Origin of the sequence: Mycobacterium sp. E787 (assembly GCF_001668725.1) — a bacterium.
GTDB lineage: Bacteria > Actinomycetota > Actinomycetes > Mycobacteriales > Mycobacteriaceae > Mycobacterium.
In genome coordinates, this window is record NZ_LZKL01000014.1 from 78,756 (window position 1) to 91,995 (window position 13,240).

The 13,240-nt window shown below is 69.9% G+C and carries 14 protein-coding genes; 12 read left to right on the forward strand and 2 right to left on the reverse strand.

Annotated elements, in window-relative coordinates:
- Window positions 1-25: 25 nt before the first annotated feature.
- From A5705_RS01755 to A5705_RS01775, 5 genes are read left to right on the forward strand one after another with little or no spacing between them, the layout of a single operon-like run.
- Window positions 26-1,531 carry a carboxylesterase/lipase family protein gene (locus A5705_RS01755; protein WP_068274863.1) on the forward strand — a complete coding sequence of 502 codons (1,506 nt, stop codon included), beginning with the start codon at window positions 26-28 and terminating at the stop codon, window positions 1,529-1,531.
- Window positions 1,532-1,549: 18 nt separating this feature from the next.
- On the forward strand, window positions 1,550-3,556 hold the full coding sequence (locus A5705_RS01760; protein ID WP_068274867.1) for a phosphotransferase: 2,007 nt from the start codon (window positions 1,550-1,552) through the stop codon (window positions 3,554-3,556).
- Entirely contained in the window at window positions 3,532-4,053 is a 522-nt protein-coding gene (locus A5705_RS01765; protein ID WP_068274870.1) for a gluconokinase, read from the forward strand. Before A5705_RS01760 ends, A5705_RS01765 begins: the two co-directional genes overlap by 25 nt.
- A 48-nt stretch (window positions 4,054-4,101) precedes the next feature.
- Window positions 4,102-4,491 carry a hypothetical protein gene (locus A5705_RS01770; RefSeq protein ID WP_068274873.1) on the forward strand — a complete coding sequence of 130 codons (390 nt, stop codon included), beginning with the start codon at window positions 4,102-4,104 and terminating at the stop codon, window positions 4,489-4,491.
- Window positions 4,492-4,500: 9 nt separating this feature from the next.
- Entirely contained in the window at window positions 4,501-5,076 is a 576-nt protein-coding gene (locus A5705_RS01775; RefSeq protein ID WP_068274875.1) for an AAA family ATPase, read from the forward strand.
- Here A5705_RS01775 and A5705_RS01780 read toward each other — a convergent pair whose 3' ends face one another.
- On the reverse strand, window positions 5,077-6,063 hold the full coding sequence (locus A5705_RS01780; RefSeq protein ID WP_067872705.1) for a DoxX family membrane protein: 987 nt from the start codon (window positions 6,061-6,063) through the stop codon (window positions 5,077-5,079).
- A gap of 98 nt (window positions 6,064-6,161) precedes the next feature.
- On the opposite strand from A5705_RS01780, the gene pncA reads away from it, so the two are divergent.
- Together pncA and A5705_RS01790 are read left to right on the forward strand one after the other, a co-directional pair.
- Window positions 6,162-6,722, forward strand: coding sequence for a pyrazinamidase PncA (gene pncA, locus A5705_RS01785; protein ID WP_082956241.1), 561 nt, complete (start codon window positions 6,162-6,164; stop codon window positions 6,720-6,722).
- The gene (locus A5705_RS01790; RefSeq protein ID WP_067872699.1) at window positions 6,722-7,519 is read left to right on the forward strand and encodes a ketosteroid isomerase family protein; all 798 of its coding nucleotides are present in this window, start codon (window positions 6,722-6,724) and stop codon (window positions 7,517-7,519) included. Before pncA ends, A5705_RS01790 begins: the two co-directional genes overlap by 1 nt.
- A gap of 13 nt (window positions 7,520-7,532) precedes the next feature.
- Here the strand turns inward: A5705_RS01790 and A5705_RS01795 are convergent, their stop codons facing one another.
- Window positions 7,533-7,883 (reverse strand): DoxX family protein, encoded by a 351-nt coding sequence (locus A5705_RS01795; RefSeq protein ID WP_067872696.1) that lies wholly within the window; start codon window positions 7,881-7,883, stop codon window positions 7,533-7,535.
- 168 nt (window positions 7,884-8,051) lie between these two features.
- Here A5705_RS01795 and A5705_RS01800 point away from each other — a divergent pair, with 168 nt between their 5' ends.
- The 5 genes from A5705_RS01800 to A5705_RS01820 are packed head-to-tail and all read left to right on the forward strand — an operon-like array spanning window position 8,052 to window position 13,208.
- Window positions 8,052-9,062: a sigma-70 family RNA polymerase sigma factor gene (locus tag A5705_RS01800; RefSeq protein ID WP_068274878.1), complete on the forward strand. Its 1,011-nt coding sequence runs from the start codon at window positions 8,052-8,054 to the stop codon at window positions 9,060-9,062.
- Entirely contained in the window at window positions 9,052-10,374 is a 1,323-nt protein-coding gene (locus A5705_RS01805) for a sugar ABC transporter substrate-binding protein (RefSeq protein WP_068274881.1), read from the forward strand. The genes A5705_RS01800 and A5705_RS01805 overlap by 11 nt, the downstream gene beginning before the upstream one ends.
- The gene (locus A5705_RS01810) at window positions 10,371-11,306 is read left to right on the forward strand and encodes a carbohydrate ABC transporter permease (RefSeq protein ID WP_067872685.1); all 936 of its coding nucleotides are present in this window, start codon (window positions 10,371-10,373) and stop codon (window positions 11,304-11,306) included. Before A5705_RS01805 ends, A5705_RS01810 begins: the two co-directional genes overlap by 4 nt.
- Window positions 11,293-12,135 carry a carbohydrate ABC transporter permease gene (locus A5705_RS01815; protein ID WP_068274884.1) on the forward strand — a complete coding sequence of 281 codons (843 nt, stop codon included), beginning with the start codon at window positions 11,293-11,295 and terminating at the stop codon, window positions 12,133-12,135. The genes A5705_RS01810 and A5705_RS01815 overlap by 14 nt, the downstream gene beginning before the upstream one ends.
- Window positions 12,136-12,137: 2 nt before the next feature.
- Window positions 12,138-13,208, forward strand: coding sequence for an ABC transporter ATP-binding protein (locus tag A5705_RS01820; RefSeq protein ID WP_068274887.1), 1,071 nt, complete (start codon window positions 12,138-12,140; stop codon window positions 13,206-13,208).
- The last annotated feature ends 32 nt before the right edge of the window (window positions 13,209-13,240 follow it).

A 13,240-nucleotide genomic window follows, 5' to 3' on the forward strand; every position in this document is an offset into this window, starting at 1 on the left:
CGCCGTGTCGGCTACCGTCACTGTTATGCATGAGCGCACCATCCGCGCCCGCACCACCGCCGGCACCGTCGAAGGCTTCACCCGCGACGGCGTGCACCGCTGGCGATCCATCCCGTACGCCCGGCCCCCCGTGGGGCCCCTGCGGCTTCGGGCGCCCCAACCCGCGCCGCCGTGGTCGGGCGTGCGCCACTGCCACGGCTTCACCCACTGCGCGCCGCAGCAGCGCCGATACACCATGCTCGGTGTCGGTCGCTACCAGCCGATGAGCGAGGACTGCCTGACCCTCAACGTCGTCACGCCGGAAGTCGCCCCCGACAAGCCTTTACCGGTCATGGTCTTCATCCACGGCGGCGGCTACATCCTGGGCAGCTCGGCGACGCCGCTGTATGACGGCGCCGCGCTGGCCCGCCGCGGCTGCGTGTACGTGTCGGTGAATTACCGGCTGGGCGCGCTGGGCTGCCTGGACCTGTCCTCGCTGTCGACCGCGGACAACCCCATCGACAGCAACCTGTACCTGCGCGACCTGGTGATGGCGTTGCGGTGGGTCCGCGACAACATCGCCGAGTTCGGCGGCGATCCGGGCAGGGTCACCATCTTCGGGGAGAGCGCGGGCGCGCACATCACCGCCACGCTGCTTGCGGTGCCGGCGGCCGAAGGCCTGTTCGCCCAGGCGATCTCGGAAAGCCCCGCCTCCGGCATGGTGCGGTCGCGGGAAACGGCCGCCGAATTCGCGACGCGCTTCGCCCGCCTGATCGGGGCCCGCCGCGACGACGCGGCCAGTGTGTTGATGCGGGCGTCCGCGGCGCAATTCGTCGAGACCCAACACCGGCTGATCGACCAGGGCATGGAGAACCGGCTGGGCGCATTCCCGATAGGACCGGTGTTCGGCGACGACGTCCTGCCCGTCGACCCCGTCGAGGCGATGCGGACCGGCCGGGCGCACCGGGTGCCGCTGATCGTGGGCACCAACGCCGAAGAGGGCCGCCTGTTCACACGCTTCCTGAAGATGCTGCCGACCAACGAATCGATGATCGAAGAGCTGCTGGCCGACACGGAACCCGCTGCGCGCGAACGGATCACCGCGGCCTACCCGGATTACCCCGCGCCGTCGGCGTGCATCCAGCTCGGCGGCGACTTCGCGTTCAGCTCGGCGGCCTGGCAGATCGCCGAGGCCCACGGCAGCCACGCGCCCACCTACCTATACCGGTACGACTACGCCCCACGGACGCTGCGCTGGTCGGGTCTGGGCGCAACCCATGCCACCGAGCTGCTGGCGGTGTTCGACGTCTATCGCACCCGGTTCGGCGCGCTGCTGACCGCGGCCGCCGATCGGCGCGCCGCGCTGCGGGTCAGCAATCACGTGCAACGGCGCTGGCGGTCGTTCGGCCGGACCGGGTCGCCGGGCGACGATTGGCCCGCCTATACCCCCCACGACCGCGCCGTCATGGTGTTCGACCGCAAGAGCCGGATCGAGTTCGATCCGCACCCGCACCGCCGAATGGCGTGGGACGGCTTCTCCTTGGCGCGTTGACCTGGCACGCTGACCGTCATGCATGCCGACACCGAGCAAGTCATCGAGCGACCCGGCGATCTCACGGCACCCTGGCTGGCCGCCGCGGTCGGCTCCGGACCCATTGCCGACTTCGCCGTGGAGCGCATCGGCACCGGCCAGATGAGTGAGTGCTATCGCGTCCGGATCACCTACGCGGACCCAGCTACCGACGGGCCCGAGTCGGTGGTGCTCAAGGTCGCGGCCTCCGACCCGGTGAGCCGGCAGACGGGGGCGGCGCTGGGACTCTACGAGCGCGAAGTCCGCTTCTACGGCGACATCGCGCCGGGCCTGGGCGGGCCGATCGCGCCCTGCTACCACGCCGCCGTCGACACCGCGACCGGCGCGTTCGACCTGCTGCTCGGCGACGCCGGCCCCGCCGTCGTGGGCGACGAAATCGCAGGCGCCACAACCGAACAGGCGCTCCTCGGCGTCGTCGAGCTGGGGCGGCTGCACGGGCCGCTGCTCGGGGACGCGTCGCTGGCCGACGCGCCGTGGCTCAACCGCGACTCGCCGCTCAGCCAGGCGATGATCGCGCCGTTGTACGCCGGCTTCATCGACCGTTACGGCGACCAGATCGCACCCGAGCACCGGGTTGTGTGCGAGCGCCTGGTGGCCGCGTTCGACGGCTACCTCGCCCAGGAGTCGGCGGCGGACCGGATCCGGGGCCTGGTGCACGGCGACTACCGGTTGGACAACATGTTGTTCGGCACCGCCGGGGCCGACCGGCCGCTGACCGTGGTGGACTGGCAGACCGTGTCCTGGGGACCGGCGCTGACCGATCTGTCCTACTTCCTCGGCTGCGCGCTGCGGACGCAGGATCGCCGCGAGCGCTACGACGAATTGCTGCGCGCCTACCAGGAGGCGCTGGGCCCGGGGGCGCCGATCAGCGTCGCCGACGTCGCCGAAGGGGTCCGCCGCCAGAGCTTTTTCGGCGTGATGATGGCGATCGTCTCCTCGATGCTGGTGGAGCGCACCGACCGCGGCGACCGGATGTTCATGACGATGCTGCAACGCAACTGCGACCACGTGCTCGACACCGACGCGCTGGCGACCCTTCCCGATGCCGCGCCGGGCGCGGCAAAGCCGGAGCCGCTGCGGCCGAGCGAAGAGGACGAACTCTCGCACGCCCCCACCGCCGAACCGCTGTGGAGCGAGAGCTGGTACGCCGACTTCGCCGATGCGGCACAGGGATTGGGTGGCTGGTTTCGCATCGGCCGGATAGCCAACCAGCAGAAGGCCCTGGTGCACGCGCTGCTGTGCGGACCGGACCTGCCGACCGTGGCGGTCGACGCCGAAATCCCGCTGCCGGAGGATCCGTGGCTGTTGCGCACCGACACCTTCGAGGTGGGCCACGCCGCGACCGAGCCGCTGCGCGCCTACCGCGTCGACCTGCGGGCTCATGCGCAGGCCTACCCCGACCCGTCGGCCTTGCTGCGCGGCGAGCCGGGAACCCCCGTCCAGCTGACGATGAACCTGGAGTGGGTCAACGACGGCGAGCCGTACAAGTACAGGCTGACGACGCGTTACGAAATCCCTTGCACCGTAACGGGAACGGTGACAGTGGGCGGCGACAGCTATCGCCTCGACTCGGTTCCCGGCCAGCGCGACCACTCCTGGGGGGTGCGCGACTGGTGGAGCATGGACTGGATCTGGAGCGCCCTGCACCTCGACGACGGCACCCACCTGCACGGCGTGAACATCCGTATCCCGGGCGTCCCGGCGTTCAGCGTCGGCTACGTCCAGCGCGACGGGACCGTGACCGAGCTGGAGGCCGTCGAGTCGCGGGAATCCTTCGGCGCCAACGGGTTACCGCTGAACGCGGCACTGGATCTCAAGCCCGGTGGCATCAGCGCGGACCTCGAGGTGTGTGGCCACGCGCCGGTGCGGCTGACCGCGGCGGACGGGCGGGTGAGCCAGTTCCCGCGCGCCTGGGTCAGCGTCAGCACGGCCGACGGCCGCGGCGGCGTCGGTTGGGTGGAATGGAACCGCAACCTGTCCCAGTAGCCGCCGCGCCGCCCGTCGTGGTGATGGGTGTGTCGGGATCGGGCAAGTCGACCGTCGGCGCGGCGTTGGCGCGACGGCTGCGGGTGCCCTTCGTGGACGCCGACGCCCTGCACCCGCCGGCCAACATCGCCAAGATGACCGCCGGTGAACCGCTCGACGACGAGGATCGCCGGCCCTGGCTGGACCGGGTCGGCGCATGGTTGGCCGGCCACCGCGACGGCGGGGTGGTGAGCTGCTCGGCGCTGAAACGCGCCTACCGCGACCAGCTCCGCGCGTACTGCCCCGACGTGGAATTCCTGCACCTCGACGGCTCACCGGAACTCATCGGCGGCCGGCTGGCCGCCCGGCGCGGCCATTTCATGCCGGCCGCGCTGCTGCGCTCGCAATTCGACGCGTTGGAACCCCTCGACCCCGACGAGGCAGGGAGCACCGCGGACGCCGGACGGCCCGTCGACGCCGTCGTCGACGCCTTCGTGGCGGCGCGGAGTGCGGTGTAGCATTGTGCTACGAGTTGTAACGCACTGCTGCACGAGTGGAGGAATGCCATGGCGGAAGCTCTCGACCGCGTCACGCGGGTTGCCGCCGACCTGATGGACAGCGCGGCGTCCGAGGGCGCCCGCCAGAGCCGTTCGGCCAAGCAGCAACTCGACCACTGGGCACGGGTCGGACGCGCGGTGTCCAGCCAGCACACCGCCGCCCGGCGCCGGGTCGAAGCGGCGCTGGCCGGAAATCTGGCAACCGGCGAGCTGACCGTCGAGGAGGGCGTGGTGTTCAACGCCGAGATCGCGGCGGCCGTCGAGGAAAGCCTGGCGCGCACCGACTACGGCGCCGCGCTTGCCGGGCAGGGGATCACCACGGTGGCCCTCAACGACGCCGGCGACATCGTCGAGCACCGACCCGACGGCACCGAGGTGGTGCTCGCGGCCAAACGCTGACCGCCACCGATGAACCGACTGGACCTGGTGGTCGGGCCGAACGGCGCCGGCAAGTCGACGTTCATCGCCTTCACCCTGGCGCCGCTGCTGCCGGGCAGCCCGGTGGTCAACGCCGACGAGATCGCCCGCCGGCGCTGGCCCGAGGACCCGGCGTCGCACGCCTACGACGCCGCGCGGGTCGCGGCCGACACGCGCGCGCGGCTGATCGAGCTCGGCCGGTCTTTCATCGCCGAGACCGTTTTTTCGCACCCGTCGAAGCTGGATCTGATCCGCACCGCCCGCGCCGAGGGCTTCACCGTCGTCCTCCATGTCCTCCTCGTCCCGGAAGACCTTGCCGTCGAACGCGTCCGGCACCGCGTAAGGGCCGGCGGCCACGACGTGCCCGAGGCCAAGGTCCGCCAGCGGCACCACCGGTTATGGGGGCCGGTCGCCGAAGCCCTCGCGTTGGCCGATCTCGCCACCGTCTACGACGGCAGCCGCCTGCGCGGGCCGCGCATCGTCGCCCGGCTCAGCGGCGGCCAGCCGGTCGGCTCGCCGCACTGGCCGGCGTGGTCGCCGGAGATCTTGCGCTCGCGCTGGGTCTGACTACCAGGGACGACGGCGGCGACGGGTGCTGACCCCGTCGCCCAGACGGTCGCGGGCGGCGTCGGCCAGTTCGCTGCCGCGCGCTGCCGCCGTGTTGGCGAACTCGCTGCCCCGCAGCCGCGCGATCTCAGCGAGCTCCACCCCGCGGTCCCGCGCCGTGTCGGCCAACTCCTCGCCGCGTTTGCGGGCCTTCTTGGCCAAGGGCGCGCCCCTTTCGGCGGCGGTGCTCGCGAGTTCCTCGCCGCGTTTGCGCGCCTTCTTCGCCAGCGGCGCGCCCCTCTCCGCGGCGGTGCTGGCGAGCTCGCGGCCCCGTTCGAGGGCGGCCTCGGCGTACGGGGCGCCCCGTTCGGCGGCGGTGCTGGCGAGCTCGCGGCCGCGTTCGAGGGCGGCCTCGGCGTAGGGCGCGCCCCGTTCGGCGGCGGTGCTGGCCAGTTCGCGCCCGCGTTCGGCGCCCACCTGCAGGCCGTGCACGATCCGTTCCCCGAGTTCGTCGAACGCATCGTCGGACCCGGGCAGCGCGGAGGACACCCGTTCGGAGAGGCGTTCCGCCGCCCGACGGCCCCGCCAGCCCAGTGACGGCTTGCCGGCGGTGTCGGCGGACGCGATCATCAGGCCACCCAACAGGCTCAGGTCGGTCAGAAAGTCCTTGCGCTTCTGGGCTTTGAGTTGCGGGTCGTTCTCGCTCCAGAACATGTGTGCGCCGAGGTTGGCGGGCAACACCGTGAACGCGAGCGCCGCCGACGCGATCCGCGGCGCTTTGCCGGTCGCCAGCAGCAGGCCGCCGCCGATCTGGACCGCCGCGTTGATCTGAGCGAACGTCTGGGGGTCGCTGGGAATGCTGCTACCCACCGGATCCGGGAGGGATCGAAGGCCGTCGACCGCCGGCGCCGCGGCCTCCGCCGCGGGCTTGGGGTTGAGGAGCGAGTCGATGCCCTGGCCGATGAATACCGCTGACAAGAGGGGCCTGGCGATTCTGCGGATCAACATGGCAGCTGGGTTACCCGACCGACCGGCAAACAAACCGGGCCGCCCGTGGCTCCGGCCAAACGCCCAGCTCGCGGGGCGCCGGGGCTAGGGTGGAGGCCGTGCGAGCGTTGATCATCGTCGACGTGCAAAACGACTTCTGCGAGGGCGGGTCGGTGCCGGTTCGCGGCGGCGCGCACCTGGCTTCCGCGATCAACGACTACCTGGCCCGCGGGCCCGGCTACGACCATGTCGTGGCGACGGCGGACTGCCACGTCGACCCCGGTGATCACTTCTCCGACCATCCGGACTTCGCGTCGACGTGGCCCCCGCACTGCGTGGCGGGCAGTGCCGGTGCGGATTTTCATCCCGACCTCGACACCGGCCCGATCGAGGCCGTCTTTCGCAAGGGCGCCTCGGCCGCCGCCTACAGCGGCTTCGAGGGCGTCGACGAGCACGGGACCCCGCTGCTCGAGTGGTTGCGGCAGCGCGGGGTCGATGAGGTCGACGTGGTCGGCATCGCCACCGACCACTGCGTGCGGCGGACCGCCGAGGACGCGGCGGGGGCCGGTCTGGCCACCCGCGTGCTGGTGGACCTGACCGCGGCGGTGGCGGCGGACTCGGCCGCGGCGGCGCTGACGGAGATGCGAGGCCACGGCATCGAGCTGGTGGGCGGCCGCTGATGGTGGTGCCGCTGGATCGGGAGCGCTTGCTCGCCGCCGTCGAGGGCTCGCCACGGGCGGCCGCCGCGCACGACCGCGCCGGGTGGGTGGGGCTGTTCACCGCCGACGGCCGCATCGAAGACCCGGTGGGATCCCGCCCGCACCGCGGGCACATCGAGATCGGCCGGTTCTACGACACTTTCATCGGTCCGCGCGACATCAGATTCCATCGCGACCTCGACATCGTGTTCGGCACCGTCGTCCTGCGAGACCTCGAGCTCGAGGTCGCGATGGGCCCCGCCGTGACGATGTACATTCCCGCGATTCTGCGCTACGACCTCCGAGAAGCGAACGGCCAGTGGCGGATTGGCGCACTGCGCGCCTACTGGGAGTTGCCGGCGATGATGCTGCAGTTTCTGCGTAACGGTTCGCGCGCAGCGGCACCCGCGGTGCGGCTGTCGCGAAATCTGCTGGCCAACCAGGGCTTGCGGGGGACCGTCGGATTCATGGCCGGCTTCCGGCGGCCCGGCGCGCGGCACAAGAGGCTGGCGGAGGTGTTCGTCGATGCCGTCGCGCGCAAGGACGAGCCCGCGCTGCGCGCGTTATCACGCACTGCCCCAATCACTTTGGGTGACGATGATCCGCTCGACATCGCCGAACTCGTCGAGCAACTCGACGGAGTCCGCTGGACCAAGATCATCGGCGCCGGTTCCGCGGTCGCGGTGTCGGCGAACTCGGCCCACGGCCGCGGCATCATGTTCGTCGATGCGCCGTGGCCGGGCAACGCGATCGACCGGATCCGCTACTTTCCGGCTTGACCGGGCGGCGCGCTCAGTGCGCGATCAGCAGAGCCAGCGTCGCCGCGGACAGACACAGGTAGGCGCCGGGAAACGCGATGTTGTACAGCACGCCGGCCCGCAGGTGCGTGATGACCGCGCCGACGAAGAACAGCACCAGCCCCACGGCGGCCGCGATTCCCAGGGTCGGCACGCCCAGCAGGCCCACCACCAGCCCGGCGGCCCCGGCCAGCTTCGCAGCAGCCAGTGGCGGCAACCACGAGCGCGGCACCCCGACCTCGGCGGAGTTGGCCAGGACGAACCCGGCGGGAACGAGGTCCGCCACCGCGATTGCAGCGGTGACGACGGCGGTTGTCAGTGTGATCACCAGGCATGCGGTATGCATCTGAGTCAATCCCTTGCGCTACAGGTGTTTCCGCAGCGGCGAGCCGGATGGCCGCGTAGCACGTTGCGGCGCACAATCGGTAGGGTCATGGTGCCGGTCTCCTTTGCGACAGAGAGTTCGATGGATGCGCTCATCTTCTTGACGACTCCCGCGCAGGAAAGGTGACCCATGGACGCGCCGACAGATCTGGCGGATCTCGCGCAACGGTTCGACGCTGATCGACGACACCTGAGGTCGGTCGCGTTTCAACTGCTCGGCTCGCTCGCCGACGCCGACGACGCCGTGCAGTCGGCGTGGCTGAAGGCCAGTCGCCACGGATGCGACGCAGCAAAGGAAGTCGAGAACCTCACCGGTTGGTTCACGACGATCACCGCCCGCGAGGCGATCGACCAGCTCCGGGCGCGAAAGCGGCGCGCCGAGCAACCGCTCGCCGACCCCGAGGAATTGGACCGCCTCGCGTCGACGGCGACGGAGACGGCGCCGGCCGACGAATCCGCGGTGCTGACCGACTCGGTCAGCACCGCACTGCTGGTGGTGCTGGACCGGCTCTCACCCGCGCAGCGGGTCGCGTTCGTGCTGCACGACGTGTTCGCCGTGCCGTTCGAGACGATCGCCGGCCTGCTGGACCGGTCGCCGACGGCCGCCAAGAAGCTGGCCAGCCGGGCCCGCGGCCGGTTGCACGCCGGTCCGGCCGTCGGGTCCGCCCGGACGGCCGAACACCTGAAGGTGGTGGAAGCGTTCCTGGCGGCGTCCCGCGGCGGCGACATCGCCACCCTGATCGGGTTGCTGGCGCCCGACGTCGTGCGCCGGGTCGACCCCGCGCTGGTGCCGGCGGGCGTGCCGGCCGAGCTGCGCGGTGCGCGCGAGGTCGCCGAGGAGACTCGCCACTTCACCCGGCGCGCACGGGCCGGCGCCGTCCTGCTCGTCGACGGCGCGCCGGGCATCGTGATCGCGCCGCGCGGGCGCGCGCAGGTCCTCCTGCGGATCGGTGTGGGAGCCGACAACCGCATCCACACCATCGACATCACCGGCGATCCGGACCGCCTGCGCCGGGCCGTCCTCGCGCTGCCGGCACCGCCAGGTCAGCAGCACCACAGCCGGATCGGGTACCAAGGACACCGGAGACAGCCGGCACGGCCGCCGGCTGCCGGGCAACATCGGGAGCGCGATGCTCGATAAGCCGTTCGGGCGGCGAAGCCTGCTGCGGGGCGCGGGCGCGCTCACCGCCGCCTCGCTGGCGCCGTGGGCCGCGGGCTGCGCCCCCGACGACGATGCGCTGACGTTCTTCTTCGCCGCCAACCCCGACGAGCGGGATCGCAGGTTGCGCATCGTCGAGGAATTCCAGCGCCGCCATCCCGACATCAAGGTCCGGCCGGTGCTGTCCGCGCCGGGCGTGATGCAGCAGCTGTCGACGTTTTGCGCCGGCGGCAAATGTCCCGACGTGCTGATGGCGTGGGAACTGACCTACGCCGAACTCGCCGACCGCGGCGTGTTGCTGGACCTCAACACGATGCTGGCCCGCGATCGGGCCTTCGCGGCGGAACTCAAGTCGGACAGCATCCCGTCGCTGTATGACACCTTCACTTTCAACGGGGGCCAGTACGCGCTGCCGGAGCAGTGGTCGGGAAACTACCTGTTCTACAACAAGCGGCTGTTCGCCGAGGCCGGCCTGCCGCCGCCACCCCCCACGTGGGAGCGGTCGTGGAATTTCGCCGAGTTCCTCCACACGGCCCAGGCCCTCACCAAGCGAGACGCATCCGGGCGAGCCTCGCAATGGGGTTTCGTCAACCTGTGGTTCTCGTACTATTCGGCCGGGCTGTTCGCCATGAACAACGGGGTGCCGTGGTCCACCCCGCTGACGAACCCGACCCACTTCAATTTCGGCGACGACGCGTTCATCGAGGCGGTGCAGTTCTACGCCGACCTGGCCAACAAGCATCGGGTGGCACCTGATGCGTCCGAGGTGCAGTCGATGTCCACGCCCGACCTGTTCGCGTCGGGCAAGGCCGCGATCGCGATGGGCGGTCACTGGCGATACCAGACGTTCATCAGAGCCGAGGACCTCGATTTCGATGTCGCCCCGTTGCCGGTGGGGCCGCGACGGCAGGGTCAGGCCGCCCGCTCCAACATCGGCGCCACGGGGCTGGCCATCTCCGCGAGCAGCCAACGCAGGGACCAGGCATGGGAATTCGTCAAATTCGCGACCGGCCCCGTCGGCCAGGCGCTGACCGGTGAATCCACCCTCTTCGTGCCGGTGCTGCGGTCCGCGCTCGACTCGACCGGCTTCGCCGAATCACACCACAGGATCGGCAATCTCGCGGTGCTCACCGGGGGACCGGCGTATTCGGACGGATTGCCGGTCACACCGGCGTGGGAGAAGATCGTCGCCCTGATGGACCGCAGCTTCGGGCCCGTGCTGCGCGGGTCCCGGCCGGCGTCGTCGCTGACCTCGCTGTCGCCCGCCCTCGACGAGGTGCTGCGCAATCCATGACATCGACCGATACCGGCAACCGGGCCGAACGATCCGGTCCCTTGCGGCGACGCGCGCGGGCCGGCCGCCTTTTCGTGGCGCCGAACCTGGCGGCGGTCGCGGTGTTCATGATCTTCCCGCTCGTCTTCTCGCTGTACATGAGTTTCCAGGACTGGGACGTGTTCAGGCCGCCAAAGTTCGTCGGGCTGAAGAACTTCGACGAGCTGTTCACCTCCGATCCGCTGTTTCTCATCGCCATCCGCAACACGGTGATCTTCACCCTCGGCACCGTCGTGCCGACCATCGCCGTCAGCCTGCTGGTGGCCGGCGCGCTGAACCGGAAAGTCAGGGGCATTGGCATCTTCCGGACCATTGTCTTTCTGCCCCTGGCCATTTCGTCGGTGGTGATGGCGGTCGTCTGGCAGTTCGTCTTCAACACCGACAACGGGCTGCTCAACATCATGCTCGGGTGGGTCGGGATCGGTCCGATCCCGTGGCTGGTGGATCCCCACTGGGCCATGGTGTCGCTGTGCATGGTCAGCGTCTGGCGCAGCGTGCCGTTCGCCACCGTCATCCTGCTGGCCGCGATGCAAGGGGTCCCCGAAACGGTGTACGAGGCCGCCAAAATCGACGGCGCGGGCGAGATACGGCAGTTCGTGTTCATCACGGTGCCGCTGATCCGAGGGGCCATGTCGTTCGTGGTGGTCATCTCGATCATCCACGCGTTCCAGGCGTTTGACATGGTGTACGTCCTGAACGGCGCCAACGGCGGCCCGGAAAGTGCGACCTACGTGCTGGGCATCATGCTGTTCCAGCACGCGTTCTCGTTCCTGGAATTCGGCTACGCGTCGGCGCTGGCGTGGGTGATGTTCGCGATCCTGCTCGTTCTGACCGTGGTGCAGTTGCGGCTCACGCGTCAGCGTTCTTTGGAGGCGTCCGGTGGTCTCGGCTGAGCGGGTGTTCACCCGTAGCGTCTTTCGCGGCGTCGCGGTCTACGCCGCGCTGCTCGCGATCGCGTGGTGCTGGCTGTTCCCGATCGCCTGGGCGGTGTCCGGCTCGTTGAAGAGGGAGGGCGAGGTCACCGAGCCGCGGCTGTTGCCGGCGCACCCGCGGTGGTCGAACTACACCGAGGTGTTCTCGCTGATGCCGTTCTGGCGCATGTTCTTCAACACCGTGCTGTACGCGGGCTGCGTCACGGCAGGGCAGGTGTTCTTCTGCTCCCTGGCCGGATATGCGTTCGCGCGGCTGCGGTTCCGCGGCCGCGACACGCTGTTTGTGTTGTACCTGGGCACCCTGATGGTGCCGCTGACCGTGACCGTGATCCCGCAGTTCATCCTGATGCGGAGCCTGGGCTGGGTGGACACCCCGTGGGCCATGATCGTGCCCGGCCTGTTCGGCAGCGCGTTCGGCACCTACCTGATGCGGCAGTTCTTCCGCACGCTGCCCACCGATCTCGAGGAGGCGGCAATTCTCGACGGCTGCTCGCCCTGGCAGATCTACTGGCGGATCCTGCTGCCGCACGCGAGGCCGGCGGTGCTGGTGCTCGCGGTGCTCACGTGGGTCAACGTGTGGAACGACTTCCTGTGGCCCTTGCTGATGCTCCAACGCGACAGCCTCGCGACGTTGACCCTCGGCCTGGTTCGGCTGCGGGGCGAATACGTCGCGCGCTGGCCGGTGATCATGGCCACCTCGATGCTGATCATGGTGCCGCTGGTCATCATCTACGCCGTCGCGCAGCGCTCCTTCGTCCGCGGCATCGCCGTCACCGGAATGAACGGATAGCCATGGCCTCGGTGAGTTTCGAGCGGGCGACGCGGCGCTATCCGGGCGCGGATCGACCCGCGCTGGACAGCCTCGACCTCGACGTCGGCGACGGCGAATTCGTCGTCCTGGTCGGACCGTCCGGCTGCGGCAAGACGACGTCCCTGCGGATGGTGGCGGGGCTCGAGACGCTGGATTCCGGGCGCATCCGGATCGGGGACCGCGACGTCACCAACGTCGATCCCAAGGATCGCGACGTCGCGATGGTCTTTCAGAATTACGCGCTCTACCCACACATGACCGTGGCCCAGAATATGGGGTTCGCGCTGAAGATCGCCAAAACCCCGAAGTCCGAGATCCGCGAGCAGGTGCTGGCAGCGGCCAAACTGCTTGACTTGCAACCGTACCTGGACCGCAAACCCAAGGACCTGTCCGGCGGGCAGCGCCAGCGGGTGGCGATGGGCCGCGCGATCGTGCGCCGACCCCAGGTGTTCCTGATGGACGAGCCGCTGTCCAATCTCGACGCCAAACTGCGGGTGCAGACCCGCAACCAGATCGCCGCGCTGCAGCGCCGGCTCGGAACCACCACGGTCTACGTCACCCACGACCAGGTGGAGGCGATGACCATGGGGGACCGGGTTGCGGTGCTGCGCGACGGCGTGTTACAGCAGTTCGCGGCGCCACGCGAGCTTTACCGCAACCCGGACAACGTGTTCGTCGCCGGATTCATCGGGTCGCCGGCGATGAACCTGTTCACCCTGCCCATCGTGGACTCCTCGGTGTCGCTGGGGGACTGGCCGATCAAGCTGCCGCGCGAGATGGCCCACGCCGCAACCGAGGTCGTGGTCGGGGTGCGTCCCGAGCACTTCGAACTCGGCGGTCTGGGGGTGGAGATGGAGGTCGACGTGGTCGAGGAGCTCGGCGCGGACGCCTACCTCTACGGTCGAATCACCGGCTCGGGCAACGTGATCAGTCAGCCCGTCGTCGCCCGCGCCGACGGGCGGCACCCTCCGGAAAAGGGCAGCCGCGTGCGCCTGCACCCCGAACCCGGGCACTTGCACTTCTTCGGCACGGACGGACGCCGAATCTCTTGATCACGCCGGCCGGACGTCGGGTCTTCGATGTT